Source organism: Streptomyces nidicola (genome assembly GCF_050106155.1).
Classification (GTDB): domain Bacteria; phylum Actinomycetota; class Actinomycetes; order Streptomycetales; family Streptomycetaceae; genus Streptomyces.
In genome coordinates this window covers 654,631-667,498 of record NZ_JBNBPI010000001.1, presented here as the reverse complement: position 1 = coordinate 667,498, position 12,868 = coordinate 654,631, and the positions used below count along the sequence as shown (strand labels likewise).

General features: G+C 72.2%; 13 protein-coding genes. 3 read left to right on the top strand and 10 right to left on the bottom strand.

What is annotated here, in order from left to right; genetic code table 11:
- Positions 1 to 2: 2 nt before the first annotated feature.
- From ACOKM3_RS03170 to ACOKM3_RS03145, 6 genes are read right to left on the bottom strand one after another with little or no spacing between them, the layout of a single operon-like run.
- Positions 3 to 1,379, bottom strand: a complete 1,377-nt coding sequence (locus tag ACOKM3_RS03170) for an FAD-binding oxidoreductase (protein ID WP_426896646.1) — start codon at positions 1,377 to 1,379, stop codon at positions 3 to 5.
- Positions 1,380 to 1,397: 18 nt separating this feature from the next.
- Positions 1,398 to 2,495 carry an LLM class flavin-dependent oxidoreductase gene (locus tag ACOKM3_RS03165; RefSeq protein ID WP_426896644.1) on the bottom strand — a complete coding sequence of 366 codons (1,098 nt, stop codon included), beginning with the start codon at positions 2,493 to 2,495 and terminating at the stop codon, positions 1,398 to 1,400.
- 40 nt (positions 2,496 to 2,535) lie between these two features.
- Positions 2,536 to 3,507, bottom strand: a complete 972-nt coding sequence (locus tag ACOKM3_RS03160) for an ABC transporter substrate-binding protein (protein ID WP_426896642.1) — start codon at positions 3,505 to 3,507, stop codon at positions 2,536 to 2,538.
- Positions 3,504 to 4,268: an ABC transporter ATP-binding protein gene (locus tag ACOKM3_RS03155; protein WP_426906685.1), complete on the bottom strand. Its 765-nt coding sequence runs from the start codon at positions 4,266 to 4,268 to the stop codon at positions 3,504 to 3,506. The genes ACOKM3_RS03160 and ACOKM3_RS03155 overlap by 4 nt, the downstream gene beginning before the upstream one ends.
- A gap of 29 nt (positions 4,269 to 4,297) precedes the next feature.
- A complete protein-coding gene (locus tag ACOKM3_RS03150) occupies positions 4,298 to 5,173 on the bottom strand; it encodes an ABC transporter permease (protein ID WP_426896640.1) in 876 nt (291 codons plus the stop codon).
- Positions 5,170 to 6,072 (bottom strand): sulfurtransferase, encoded by a 903-nt coding sequence (locus ACOKM3_RS03145; protein WP_426896638.1) that lies wholly within the window; start codon positions 6,070 to 6,072, stop codon positions 5,170 to 5,172. The genes ACOKM3_RS03150 and ACOKM3_RS03145 overlap by 4 nt, the downstream gene beginning before the upstream one ends.
- Before the next feature lie 446 nt (positions 6,073 to 6,518).
- Between ACOKM3_RS03145 and ACOKM3_RS03140 the strand changes: the two genes are divergently transcribed.
- Positions 6,519 to 7,367: a LysR family transcriptional regulator gene (locus ACOKM3_RS03140; protein WP_426896636.1), complete on the top strand. Its 849-nt coding sequence runs from the start codon at positions 6,519 to 6,521 to the stop codon at positions 7,365 to 7,367.
- Positions 7,368 to 7,400: 33 nt separating this feature from the next.
- Here ACOKM3_RS03140 and ACOKM3_RS03135 read toward each other — a convergent pair whose 3' ends face one another.
- From ACOKM3_RS03135 to ACOKM3_RS03125, 3 genes are all read right to left on the bottom strand, one after another.
- A complete protein-coding gene (locus tag ACOKM3_RS03135) occupies positions 7,401 to 8,570 on the bottom strand; it encodes an alpha-hydroxy-acid oxidizing protein (protein ID WP_426896634.1) in 1,170 nt (389 codons plus the stop codon).
- 73 nt (positions 8,571 to 8,643) lie between these two features.
- Entirely contained in the window at positions 8,644 to 9,528 is an 885-nt protein-coding gene (locus tag ACOKM3_RS03130; RefSeq protein ID WP_426896632.1) for an alpha/beta hydrolase fold domain-containing protein, read from the bottom strand.
- Positions 9,513 to 10,070: a quercetin 2,3-dioxygenase gene (locus ACOKM3_RS03125; RefSeq protein WP_426896630.1), complete on the bottom strand. Its 558-nt coding sequence runs from the start codon at positions 10,068 to 10,070 to the stop codon at positions 9,513 to 9,515. The genes ACOKM3_RS03130 and ACOKM3_RS03125 overlap by 16 nt, the downstream gene beginning before the upstream one ends.
- 125 nt (positions 10,071 to 10,195) lie before the next feature.
- On the opposite strand from ACOKM3_RS03125, the gene ACOKM3_RS03120 reads away from it, so the two are divergent.
- Positions 10,196 to 10,669, top strand: coding sequence for a MarR family winged helix-turn-helix transcriptional regulator (locus tag ACOKM3_RS03120; RefSeq protein ID WP_426896628.1), 474 nt, complete (start codon positions 10,196 to 10,198; stop codon positions 10,667 to 10,669).
- Here ACOKM3_RS03120 and ACOKM3_RS03115 read toward each other — a convergent pair.
- Positions 10,647 to 11,930, bottom strand: a complete 1,284-nt coding sequence (locus ACOKM3_RS03115) for a phytase (RefSeq protein ID WP_426896626.1) — start codon at positions 11,928 to 11,930, stop codon at positions 10,647 to 10,649. The two genes, ACOKM3_RS03120 and ACOKM3_RS03115, sit on opposite strands and share 23 nt — an antisense overlap.
- Positions 11,931 to 12,181: 251 nt before the next feature.
- Here ACOKM3_RS03115 and ACOKM3_RS03110 point away from each other — a divergent pair, with 251 nt between their 5' ends.
- Complete coding sequence (locus ACOKM3_RS03110; RefSeq protein WP_426896624.1) at positions 12,182 to 12,835, top strand: GntR family transcriptional regulator; 654 nt, start codon at positions 12,182 to 12,184, stop codon at positions 12,833 to 12,835.
- Positions 12,836 to 12,868 lie beyond the last annotated feature (33 nt).

Genomic DNA, 12,868 nt, shown 5'->3' with positions numbered 1-12,868 from the left:
AGTCACAGGGCCTTTCCGGGGTTGAGGATGCCCCGCGGGTCGAACACCTCCTTGAGCCCGCGCTGCAACGCGTGGGACGCGGGGCCGAGTTCCTCGGCGACCCACTGCCGCTTCAACAGGCCCACCCCGTGCTCTCCGGTGAGCGTCCCGCCGAGCCGTAGCGCCAGGGCGAAGATCTCTCCGGCCGCCTCCCACGCGGTGTCCGGCAGCCGGTCCAGGGTCCGGTCCACGACGACGATCGGGTGCAGATTGCCGTCGGCCGCGTGCGCGATCGTGAACACGGGCACGTCATGGCGCGCGGAGATCGCCCGGATCTCCCGCACCGCCTCCGCGAGCCGGGAGCGCGGCACGGCGATGTCCTCGATGAGCGGGCGGCCGAGCTTCTCGAGCGCGGGCAGCGCGAGACGGCGGGCGGCCAGCAGCGCTTCGGACTCGGCCGGGTCCTCGGTGGTCTCCACCGAGGTGGCCGACGGGGCGATCAGCCGGGCGATCGCCGCGGCCTCCGCCGCCGCGCCCGCCCCGTCGCACTGCACGAGCAGCAGCGCGGCGCCCCGCTCCCGCAGCGCCGGGTCGATGGCCTGGAGCACCGGGCCGTCGACCAGTTCGGCCAGCGCGGGCTCGACGCCGGCCCGCGCGATGGCGTACGAGGCCTCGGCGGCCTCCTCGAAGGTGGTGAAGTACGCGGCCAGCGTGGCCACCGCCACCGGGACGGGCCGCAGGCGCAGGGTCGCGCCGGTGATCACCCCGAGGGTGCCCTCCGAGCCGGTGAGCAGAGCGGTCAGGTCGTACCCGGTGACGCCCTTGACGGTACGGCGCCCGGTGGTGACCACCGTTCCGTCGGCGAGCACCGCCTCCAGGCCGAGGACGCTGTCGCGGGTCACCCCGTACTTGGCACAGCGAAGCCCGCCCGCGTTGGTGGCGATGTTCCCGCCGATGGTGGACAGGGCCGCGCTCGCCGGGTCGGGCGCGTACCGCAGGCCGTGCGCACCGGCCGCCCGGTCCAACTCCGCGGTGATGACGCCGGGTTCCACGACAGCCACCTGGTCGAAGGCGTCGAGTTCGAGGATCCGGTCCATCCGGGAAAGGTCCAGGACCAGCGAGCCCTCCTCGGCGGTGGCTCCGCCCGACAGGCCGGTACCGGCGCCGCGCGGCACCACCGGCACGCGCTGTGCGTGGGCGTGCCGCAGGGCGAGTGCCACGTCCTGCGTGTGCCGGGCGTGCACCACGGCGAGAGGTTCCCCGTCCGGGCGGGTGCCGGAGCGGTCGGTGGTGTGCGCGGCGAGGGCCGCCGGGTCGGTGCTCAGCCGGTCGGGCGGCAGGTCGCGGGCGAGCAGCCCGAGGAGGGTGGCGGAGGCGGTTCGCCTGGGCGCGGTGGTCATCTCGGTGTCCTGGTTCGGTCAGGCGGCGCGGGTCGTGGCCCGGTGGGCGAGCTCCTGGCGGACCAGTGGCACCACGTGACGGGCATAGTCGATCGCGTCGTTCAGCGGGTCGTAGCCGCGGATCGACAGCAGGTCGCAGCCGATGTCGACGTAGTCGAGCAGCGCCTTCGCGACCGTCTCGGGCGAGCCGACGAGGGCGGTCGAGGCGCCCGCGGCGTTGGTGGCGACGGCGGGGGCGGTCCACAGGCAGCGGTCGTGGACCTCGCCGCGCCCGGCGACGTCCAGGAGCCGCTGGGAGCCGACATTGGCCGGGCGGCCCGTGGTGCGGTAGTGGCGGAGCAACTCGGTGTTGCGTGCCTGGTCCTGGAGCGCCCCCAGCGTGCGGTGCGCCTTCTCCCAGGCCAGCTCGTCGGTGGGCGCGACGATGGGGCGGAACGACACCCAGATGCGTGGATGCGGGCGCCCGGCGGCGTCCGCGACCGCGTTCACCGCGGCGATCTGCTCGGCCGTCTCCTTCAGCGGCTCGCCCCACAGGCCGAAGATGTCGCCCTGCTGCCCGCCGACCCGGTAGGCGTCCTGGGAGGAGCCGCCGACGGAGATCGGCACGAGCCCGTTCACGGGCTTCACGTCCGAGTGGTAGCCCTCGAACCGGAAGTACTTGCCCTCGTGCGAGACCGGTCCTTCGGACTGCCACACCTTGCGCAGGATCTGGATGTATTCGTCCGAACGCTCGTACCGCTCCGTCTTGTTGAGGTAGTCACCCTCGCGGTGCTGCTCCTCGTCGCTGCCGCCGGAGATGATGTGCAGCGAGAGCCGTCCGTCGCTGATCCGGTCGAGGGTGGCCAGGGCGCGGGCCGCGTGGGTGGGGAAGACCACGCCCGGCCGGTGGGCCAGGATCGGCCGGATGCGCTCGGTGTGGGTGGCGACGAACTGGGCGACCTGGAGGGCGTCCGGGGAGGCCGAGTGGTAGGCGACCAGGGTGTGGTCGAAGCCCCCGTCGTCCAGGGCGCGGGCGTACCTGCGCAGGTAGGCGGGGTCGAAGCCGGTGCGGCTCGCGGCGGCGGGACCGGAGGCGCCGGAATCGGTGTGGACGGCGCTGATGAACTCGACAGGCATGGACAACTCCTGGGCTCGAAAGGTCAGTTGTGGGGGTGGGTCACTTGAGCAGCGAGGTGTCCGCCGACTTCGCCACGTCGACGTTCGGGTTCAGGACACCGATCCCGTTCATGAGGTCGGCGACGCCCTGGACGGTCTTGTTCACGTCGGAGGAGACCGGCAGGACCTTGCCGTACGCCGCCGATGCCAGGGTCTTCGCCACGGAGGGGGCGGCGCCGTTGTGCTCGACGATGGCCTTGGCGTAGGCGTCCTTGTGCGTGCTCGTCCACTTGAGGGCCGTGCCGAGACCCTTCACGAAGTCGGTGAGCGCGGCCTTCTTCGAGGAGTCGGACAGGGCGTTCTCGGAGGCGTTGACGAAACCGATCCCGCTGACCCGGCCGTCCTGGCCGTCGACGAGGAGCTTGCCGCCCTGCTGGAGGCCCACGGTCTGGTAGACGCCGAAGGTGGCCCAGATCTTGACCTTCCCGGAGGCGAACGCGGCCTGCGCGTCGGTCGGCAGCAGATACTGCACCTTGACGTCCCGATAGCCGAGCCCGTGCTGCTTGAGGACGTTGGCCAGCAGATACTCCGAGATGCTGCCCTTCGCCGAGGACACCACGACCTTCTGGCCCTTGAGATCCTTGACACTGTCGATGCCGGAACCCTTGCGGACGACGATGCCGACGTGCGAGCCGTCGTTCTTCAGGGCGGCGATGTTCTTGATCTTCAGCCCACCGCTGAGCGCCTGCAACGCCGGGAGGTCCGCGGAGTAGCCGGTGTCCGCGGCGCCCGCCTGCACCGCCTGGTACAGCGGCGCCGCGCCCTCGAACTCGGCCCACTTCACCTTGTACTTCGCCCCCTTGAGGGCGCCCGACGCGGCGAACATGGTCTGTAGTGTCTTCGCCTGGTCGCCGATGGTGAGGGTGGCCCGGCCGTCCTTGGCGGCGGCGTCCGCGGAGGAGTCCGCGCCGCAAGCGGTGAGCGAGGCGAGGGCGGTGAGGCTCAGGGCGGCTGCTGCGATTCTGCGGATCACGACGGGGTTCCTTCCAGGGGGCCGGTCACGCCGAGCCAGTTCAGGAGGCGGGCGCGCAGGGTCACGAACTCGGGGGCGGTCAGATCGCGGGGGCGGGGCAGGTCGACGGTGAGCTCGTGGGCGATGCGCCCCTCGTCCATCACCAGGACCCGGTCGGCGAGCAGCAGCGCCTCCTCCACGTCGTGCGTGACCAGGAGGATCGCGCAGCCATGCCGCTCCCACAGCTCGGCCACCAACTGCTGGACCCGGCCCCGGGTGAGCGCGTCCAGGGCGCCGAACGGCTCGTCCAGGAGCAGCAGTTCGGGCTCGCGGACCAGGGCGCGGGCCAGGGAGACACGCTGGGCCTGACCGCCGGAGAGCGTCTTGGGCCAGACGGTGGCGCGCTCCGCGATGCCCACCTCGGCGAGCGCCCTGTCGGCGAGCGCCCGGTCGGGCCGGCCCGGCAGCCCGAGCACGACATTGCGCCACGTCTTCAGCCAGGGCAGCAGCCGGGGCGACTGGAAGGCGGCGCTGCGCCGCGCGGGCACGGTCACCTCGCCGCCGATCTCCTCGTCCAGTCCGGCGAGAATCCTCAGCAGTGTCGACTTGCCGCAGCCGCTGTGCCCGAGCAGCGCCACGAACTCGCCCTCGCGCAGGTCGAGATCCAGGTCGTGCAGGACGGTGTGACCGTCGAAGGCCCGCGAAAGGCCGCGTATCTCCACGCTGTTGACCGCGGTGTGCGTGCCGGGGTCGGCCGTGGTGTGCGTACTGGTGTCGGTCATGGTGTGCGTACCGGTGTCGGTCATGGTGGTCACGCCTCACCCTCGAAGTTGGCGCGCCAGGCGAGCAGTCGGCGCGAAAGGATCCGTACGGCGAAGTCGCAGACGAGGCCGAGCAGCGCGTACACGACGAGGCAGAGCACGATGACGTCCGTACGGAAGTACTGCTGGGCGTTGCTCATCAGATAGCCGAGACCGGCGTCCGCGTTGATCTGCTCGGCGAAGACGAGGGCGAGCCAGGCCGTCGACAGCGCGTACCGCAGCCCGACGAGCGCGCCGGGCAGCGCGCTCGGCAGGATCACGTACTTGATCAGGCCGAGCTTGCCGAGCCCCATCATCCGGGCGGCCTCGACGAGTTGGGCGTCCGTGGAGCGGATGCCGCCGTAGATGTTGAAGTACAGGGGGTACGTCACGCCGAGCGCGACCAGTGCGATCTTCGGTGTCTCCTCGATGCCGAACCACACGATGAAGAGCGGGATGAGACCCACCCAGGGGATGGCCCGGAACATGCCCATCGAGGAGTCGACCACGTCCTCGCCGAGCCGGAAGAGCCCCGCCAGCAGCGACAGCGCGAGCGCCACCGACCCGCCGATCAGGAATCCGGTGGCCGCCCTGCGGCCGGACGCGGCGATGGCGTCGGGCAGTTCGCCGCTGCGGGTGAGTTCGACGGCCTGCCGTACGACGTCCACGGGCGAGGCGAGCACCGACTCCGGGAGCACACCGGTGGCCGAGGCCAGGAACCAGAGGAGGACGAGCCCGACGGGTCCCGCGGCCCGGCGCACGGAACGTGGCACGGCGAGACGGCGGCCGGTCCTCGCGGTGCCGCGGATGGTGACACGGGCCGACGGCGCGGGCGGATGGTCCGCGGGAGGTGACAGGACCGCGGTGTCCAGGTGGTCCGTCGTCATGGCCGCTCTCCCTTCGTGGCCGGGCGGTCGGGGTCGGTGGACCAGGCGGACCAGGAGCCGGGGAAGAGGGCGGCACGGAACCCGGCGATCTCCAGGGCGGCGATCTCGTGGGCAGCGGTGACACCGGAGCCGCAGTAGACACCGATGCGGGGTGCGGGACTCGCACTCGGCGCGGCTGCGCCATTACCCGGCCCGGCCTCGTCGGCATCCGTCCTAGCCGCGCCAACCCCCAGCCCCGTGAACCGCTTGCGCAGTTCGTCGGCGGGCAGGAACGTGCCGTCCGCCGCCAGGTTCTCGCCGGTCGGCGCGGACACCGCACCCGGAATGTGTCCGGCGCGCGGGTCGACGGGCTCCACCTCGCCGCGGTACCGCTCGGCGGCGCGGGCGTCCAACAGCAGCCCGGATGCCGCGAGTTCGGCCGCGCCGTCCGCGTCGGTGAGCGGCAGCGCGCCCTCGCGCAGGACGACATCGCCCGGTGGCGGGGCGTCGGGCCGGCCCGATTCCAGCGGGAGACCGGCGGAGCGCCAGGCGCCGAGCGCGCCGTCCAGCAGCGTCACCCGCTCGACGCCTGCGTACCGCAGCAGCCACCAGGCCCGCGCGGCGGCGGTGTTGCCCAGGTCGTCGTGGACGACGACGGGGCGGTCCCGCCGCAGTCCCCAGCGTCGCGCGGCGTCCTGGAGTTGGCTGATCGGTGGCAGCGGATGCCGCCCGCCGCCCGCCGTCGGAGCGGATGCCAGCTCCGTCTCCAGGTCGACGTACACGGCGCCCGGGATGTGCCCCTCGGCGTAGTGCTCGCGGCCGTGCGGGTCGCCCAGCGCCCAGCGGACGTCGAGCAGGGCTGGGGGAGCGTCGGAGGCGAGCAGCTCGCGCAACTCGGCGACGGTCGTGGTCACGGTCACGCCAGGGCCTCCGCGTTCAAGGGCAGTTCGGCATGGGGTGAGGGCATGAGGAGGGGACTCCCGGTTCGGGGCAGGCGGACATCGGGCGAGGGTGATCGGCGATGTCAGAGGTGCCGAGGGGAAGGGGGGGAAGGCACAGCGGGCACCACTCTCCGGACGCCGGCGCGAGGTCACGCGTCGGTGCAGGCGTGATCCCGGCGACGCAGGGCGCAGTGAAGACGTGCGACGCGGTGAAGGGGAGGAGTGCGGCAGGAGGTCAGCGACAGCGCGCGCTGCACGCGACGCCGAAGTCGATGACTCGGCGCCGCGTCAGAAAGGCAGCGGAAGACGGCGCGTGCAACATGTGCCCATCATGACCGGCCCTGGTCGGCAGCGTCCAACGACGAAATCGGATCGAAACCGATCAGGGATCGCGATCGATCGCCGATGACGACTACTGTCACGGCATGTCCCGACCCCTCCTGGACCTCGTCGCCCTGCGCAGCCTGACGGCCATAGCCGACTGCGGTGGCTTCCACCGCGCCGGTGAGGCGCTGTCCCTGAGCCAGTCCGCGGTGAGCCAGCACGTCCGGAAGCTGGAGAAGACCCTGGGGCGGCCCGTCGTCGAACGCCAGGGCAGAGGCACGCGGTTCACCCCCGACGGGCGGCTGCTGCTCGAACAGGCGCGGAAGATACTCGCGGTCCACGACGAGGCCGTACGCACCCTGCTCGACGCCGACGGCGACACCGTGACCATCGGCTCCACCGAACACGCCGCGGACCAGTTCCTGCCCCGGCTCACCGCGGCCGTCCAGGAGGTGCGCCCCGGCTGCCGGGTCCGCTTCCGCATCGACCGCTCCGCCCGCCTGGTGGAGGCCGTGGAACGGGGCGGGGTCGACGTCGCGGTGTACGTCACCGAGGCCGCGGCCACCGAGGGCACGCCCGTCGGCGGACTCCCGCTCACCTGGTACGCGGTCCCCGGCTGGCAGCCGCCGACCGCCCCGGAGCCCGTGCCCCTCGTGGCGATCGAGGACCCCTGCGCCATTCGCCGCCGGGCCATCGCGACCCTGGCCGCGCGCGGGGTGCAGGCCTCGGTCGTCGGCGACGCCGGCTATCTCGCGGGCGTCCTGGACCTCGCCCGCACGGGCCAGGGCGTGGCGCTGCTCGCGGCGGTCGGCCAGGAACCCGAAGGCCTGACGCCTTGCGCCGGGCTGCCCGCCGCCGCCCCCATCCCGATGAGCGCGCTCGCCCGTCCGGGCGCGGACCCGGCGACGGTCGAGGCGGCGCTCGCGGTGGTGCGGGACCTGTTGAGCTAGTCCCGTGTCCCCACCTCCACGGGATTCCGCTGCTCAGTCGCCGTAGGGACCCGACTTCACCAACGCCTCCGGAGTGAGGTCCGCCAGGGTCGGATAGCCGTCCACCGCCATGATCAGGTCGGCCTCGGCGAGCAGGGAGCGCAGGACGTGCACGAGCCCGTCGTCGCCGCCGACCGCGAGCCCGTACGCGTACGGACGCCCGACGCCCACCGCCGTGGCACCCAGCGCGAGTGCCTTGATGACATCGGCGCCCGAGCGGATTCCGGAGTCGAAGAGCACCGGCATGCCGTCCGCCGCCTCGACGACCCCCGGCAGCGCGGCGAGCGCGGGAAGGCCGCCGTTGGCCTGGCGGCCGCCGTGGTTGGAGCAGTAGATGCCGTCCACGCCGCCGTCCTTGGCGCGGCGTACGTCCTCGGGGTGGCAGATGCCCTTGAGGATCAGCGGCAGATCGGTGAGCGAGCGCAGCCACGGGAGGTCGTCCCAGGTGAGCGGGTTGCCGAAGAGGCCGACCCAGGACCGTACGAGGTCCGTGGGGTCGGTGCTCGCGGCGAGCTCCTGGAAGCGCGGGTCCGACATGTAGTTGGCGAGGCAATGGCCGCGCAGCTGCGGGAAGTTGGAGGTCGACAGGTCGCGCGGGCGCCAGCCGGTGACCCAGGTGTCGAGGGTGACCACGATGCCCTTGTAGCCCGCCGCCTCCGCCCGCTTGACCAGGCTCTCGGCGAGCGCCCGGTCGGTGGGTGTGTACAGCTGGAAGAAGCCGGGCGTGTCACCGAACTCGGCGGCCACGTCCTCCATCGGGTCGACCGTCAGCGTCGACGCCACCATGGGCACGCCGGTGCGCGCCGCGGCCCGCGCCGTCGCCAGGTCCCCGTGCCCGTCCTGCGCGCACAGCCCGATCACGCCGACCGGCGCCATGAACAGCGGTGAGGCGAGCCGCATCCCGAACAGGTCCACGGACATGTCGCGCTGCGTGGCGCCCACCATCATCCGGGGCACGAGTCCGTACCGCTCGAAGGCCCGCACATTGGCGCGCTGCGTGTGCTCGTCGCCCGCGCCCCCGGCGACGTAGGACCAGACGGAGGGGGAGAGGGCCGCCTGCGCCCGCTGTTCGAGGGTGGCGAAGTCCATCGGCTGCGTGGGCGTGACGCCCCGCAGTCCGTCGAGGTAGATCTCGAATTGGTAGTCGCCGAACTGCGGGCTCATCGCGCACCTCTTCACCGGGCGGGGGCAGGAGCACCCCAATCTGCCAGGTCGACCGCATGGGGAAAAGGGGTGGTCAGGTGTGCTGCCGTACGAAGTCCAGGGAAGCGGTGAAGATCCGCCGGACCTCGGCGTCGTCCGCGCCGTGCCAGCCGTGGTCGGCCCCCGGCACCGTCCGCAGCTCGACCGGCGCCCCGGCCGCCCGCAGCGCGTCCGACAGGTCACGGCCGTGAGAGCACGACACCATCGAATCGGCTTCGCCGTGCACGACGAGGAAGGGCGGTGCGTCCGCGTGCACCCGCTTCAACGGGCTTGCGGCGTCAGCCAGTTCCGGCACCGAAGCAGGGGCCTCACCCAGCAGAAGCGCCTCGGGCGTGGCCGGGCTCGCCGGATCGAACGGGGGCCGCACCGTCGTCAGATCCGCAGGGCCGTACCAGATGACCGCCCCCGCGAGCCGCGGCCCGTCGTGCGTGAGCGCGAGCAGCGAGGCCAGATGGCCGCCCGCCGACTCGCCCCAGACGACGGTGCGTTCGGGAGCGATGCCCAACTCGTCCGCACGCAGGCCCAGCCAGCGCAGCGCCGACCGCAGGTCCTCCAGCGGCGCGGGGAACGTCGCCTCGCCGCTGAGCCGGTAGTCCACGCAGGCCACCGCGAGGCCCGCCGCCGCGAGCTGCTCGAACGGGCCGGGGGCCCACTCCCGCGTACGCACACCCATGTCGTCACGCCGGCCGCGCCGCCACGCCCCGCCGTGCACGAACAGCACCAGCGGCGCCGGGCCCGCCGACGCCGGCAGCCACAGGTCGAGTTCCAGCGGGCGGGCGCCCTCCACGTCCGCGTACGGGACGCCGCGCAGCGCGCGCACGGCGCCCGCGTACTCGGTCGCCCGGGGCAGTGGCGCGACGTCCGGGTGCGGTGCAGCGATCAACTGCCGCAGTTCGCCCGGCGTCACGAGGTCCGCCACTGGTGATCGGGCAGGAAGTTCACGTCGTACTGCTGGGGCACGGTGCCGAACTTGTGCGGATCGGGCACGAACGGCCGCTGCGGCAGGCCGAGTTCCTCGGTCGGGGTGCCGAGTGTCTCGAAGAACCGCTCGAAGGTGCCGCCGGGGCCCGCGGCGACGCCGACGACCTGGGAGTGGTGGCGCTCCATGCGGTAGGCGTGCGTGCAGTTCTTCGGCACGAAACCGAAGTCGCCCGGCGTGAGCAGGCGCTCCAGCTGCTCGCCCTCGGGGTCCTCGGCGAAGAGCCGGACCGCGCCCTGCGTCACGTAGAACACCTCGTGGGTGTCCGCGTGCACATGTGCCGGGATGATGTCGCCCTTCGGGCCCTCGACGGTGAAGAAGTTGAAGGTGTTGTCGGTCTGCTCGCCGCCCGCGTAGACGGTGACGAGATCGCCGAAGAGGTGGGCACGGTCGCCCTCGCCCTTCTCGATCACGTACGGCTTCGACGGGTCGGCCGGTATGCGGGAGGCGCTGCGGTAGCGCTTCGCGAATTCCATGGTCATGCTGATCATCCTTGCCTGTGTCAGGGTGCCTGACGTTATGTGTCAGGTAGCCTGACATGTGAAGCGGTCCGCAGGCAAGAGCCGGGTCCGCGCCGAGGTATCCGGGAGTCCGGGAGGACGAAGAAGTGACGAGCGAGCCCCGACGTGATCTGCCGCAGCTCCTCGGTGAAGCCCGGCGCTGGTTCGAGGACGGGCTGCTCGCGGCCCTGGAGGCGCAGGGGGTGGCGCCGATAACGCACACCCAGATGCAGCTGTTCGCGATGCTCGACACGGACGGCACCACCGTCGCCGAGCTGGCCCGCCGCATGGGTGTGACCCGGCAGACCGTCCATCAGGCCGTGCGCACCCTGATCGACGACGGCCTCCTGGAGCAGGCGCCGGACCCCGCGTCGGCCCGGCAGCGCCTGGTCCGCCGCACCGCGGAGGGGCGCCGCGCCCATGACCGGGCGCGGCGTGCCCTGGACGGGCTCGAGGCCCGGCTGGCGGAGCGCATCGGCGAGGAGGCGCTCGGCGGACTGCGTGCGGCGCTGGAGGCTCCGTGGGGCGGGCCGTTCGACGAGCGGCCCGCCGACGCCGTCAGTCGTCGACCGCGTCCGTGACCGCACCGAGGTCCACGAACTTGAAGTTGGTGGAGGGGCGGTCCGCCTCGCCCGGAGCGTCGTGGCCGTCCTGCACGACCAGGAGACCGTTCGGGTAGCGGCGGCCCAGCGGCTCGTTCAGCGCGGCGGCGCCGTCGCACTCCTCGGAGCCGTCGAGTCCCGCCGAGGCGGGCGTGACGCGGAAGCCGCCCTCGTACTCGTTCGCGTCGGAGACCTCGCGGTCGTACGCGGCGAAGGTGTTGTCGCCCTGGCTGGAGGCGAGCAGCAGGCCGTCGTCGCCCTTCTCGGTGACCAGGGTCAGGCCCTCGACGTCCGCGGTGAGGCGCTTGCCGCCGAAGCCCGGGTCGGCGCCCGCGGTGCACTCCTCGGTCGCCTCGTCGTAGGTGCCGGGTACGCCGTACTCCTTCACCTTGTCGATCAGCTTCGGTGTGCCCGTGAGGTCGGCGGACAGCCGCCAGATGCCGACGTCCTCCTGACCGGCGTAGAGCGTGCCGGTCGCCGGGTCCACCACCATGCCCTCGACCTGCGGGAGTTCGCCGGGCTCTCCGCACGGCGACCAGTTGGCGCCGTTGGGCAGGCGGAAGGTGGACGGCAGGTCGAGGGTGCGGACCTTGGTGTAGCCGACCGTGCCGTCGGTGTTGCTCTTGAGCTCCAAGAGGGCGAGGCGGGTGCGCTCGCGCTGACTGACCAGGGCGTAGGAGCGGCCGCTCGCCTTGTCCGTCCAGGTGGCCAGGCCGTACGCCGTGCGCTGCTCGTTGATCTCGTCCTGGGAGCCGGAGAAGGCGGGGGTCGCCTTCGGGTCGGTGACGTCGGTGAGCGGGCCGCCGGCGTGGTCGCGGTCGATGCGGTAGAAGCGCAGCCGGTCGTTGCCGCGGTCCGAGGTCACGGCCAGGTCGCCGAGGCCCGCGCTGTGGACCAGGTCGACGTTGTTGAACCGGCCGGGCGCGTCGTCGGCGCCGGGTCCCGCGGGCGCGGGCAGCGACTGCACCTCGTGCGCGTCGAGGTCGTAGACGCGCAGTCCGCCCTGCTTGGCCGTGGCGACGACGAGGCTGCGGTCGGGGTTCGCGGGGTTGCGCCAGATCGCCGGGTCGTCGGCGTCGGCGTCACCGCCCGCGGCGTCGTCGTGCAGGGCGGCGGTCTCGGCGCGCGGCGGGACCGCTGGCAGGGTCCGGGAGGCAGCCTGGGCCGGGCCCGTCGCGGTCACGGCGAGCGCGGCGACGGTGGTGGCGAGGACCAGCAGGGACGTCCGTGGAATGGCCACGTGAAAGCTCCTTCATGGCGTGAGCATGGCGGATGCATTCTGTGATCTTGGTGTGAGGGGGAAGGGGGTGGTGCCCGAAGCGGAAGCGTACAAGGGGTGAACTCGCGGTGTGGGGAGGGGAGTTGAGGCGAGCTGCCGTCGCGCGGGGCGCCAGTGGCGGGTCAAAGCGTGCAGACAGGTTGCGAACAAAATCGTTGACAATTCTGTTCGCCTAGATTTAGCGTCGACACGCACTCACTCAGGGAGGGCAGATGCCGGAGGAAGCCCGTCCGGGCTCCGGAGAGCAGGCCAAGCAGTACGCGCTCGATCGGCTGCGTAAGGCGATTCTGCGCGGCGAGATGTCACCGGCCCAGCGGCTGGTGGAGAACGAACTCGCCGAGCAGTACGACGTGACGCGGGCGAGCATCCGTGCCGCGCTGCTCGAGCTGGCCGCGGAAGGTCTGGTCGAGCGGATCCGCAACCGCGGCTCGCGGGTGCGGGTCGTCACGGTCGAGGAGGCCGTGGAGATCACCGAGTGCCGGATGGCACTCGAAGGGCTGTGCGCGGCCAAGGCGGCTCAGGAGGCCACCGACGCACAGCTCGACGAGCTCACCGGGCTCGGTGACGCCATGTCCAAGGCGGTCGCCGATGGTGACCCGCTCACCTACTCCGACCTCAACCACGAGCTGCACGCCCGCATCCGGGAGATCTCCGGCCAGCACACGGCCGTCGGGCTCCTGGAACGGCTCAACGCCCAACTGGTGCGCCACCGCTTCCAGTTGGCGCTGCGACCGGGGCGTTCACAGAAGTCCCTGAGCGAACATCTGGCGATGATCGAGGCGATCCGCGCCAGGGACCCGCAGGCGGCCGAGACGGCCGTCCGCGCCCACCTCCGCAGCGTGATCGACGTGTTGAGCGCCGACTGACCTGCATCGGAGACGGGCGCACACCTGTCACCA

What these genes read in the sequence shown, in the direction of transcription:
- ACOKM3_RS03155 (WP_426906685.1), bottom strand. Translation starts at nt 4,268, where the DNA reads ATGACCGACACCAGTACGCACACCACGGCCGACCCCGGCACGCACACC.
- ACOKM3_RS03165 (WP_426896644.1), bottom strand. Translation starts at nt 2,495, where the DNA reads ATGCCTGTCGAGTTCATCAGCGCCGTCCACACCGATTCCGGCGCCTCC.
- ACOKM3_RS03135 (WP_426896634.1), bottom strand. Translation starts at nt 8,570, where the DNA reads ATGAGCCCGCAGTTCGGCGACTACCAATTCGAGATCTACCTCGACGGA.
- ACOKM3_RS03150 (WP_426896640.1), bottom strand. Translation starts at nt 5,173, where the DNA reads ATGACGACGGACCACCTGGACACCGCGGTCCTGTCACCTCCCGCGGAC.
- ACOKM3_RS03125 (WP_426896630.1), bottom strand. Translation starts at nt 10,070, where the DNA reads ATGACCATGGAATTCGCGAAGCGCTACCGCAGCGCCTCCCGCATACCG.
- ACOKM3_RS03110 (WP_426896624.1), top strand. Translation starts at nt 12,182, where the DNA reads ATGCCGGAGGAAGCCCGTCCGGGCTCCGGAGAGCAGGCCAAGCAGTAC.
- ACOKM3_RS03170 (WP_426896646.1), bottom strand. Translation starts at nt 1,379, where the DNA reads ATGACCACCGCGCCCAGGCGAACCGCCTCCGCCACCCTCCTCGGGCTG.
- ACOKM3_RS03140 (WP_426896636.1), top strand. Translation starts at nt 6,519, where the DNA reads ATGTCCCGACCCCTCCTGGACCTCGTCGCCCTGCGCAGCCTGACGGCC.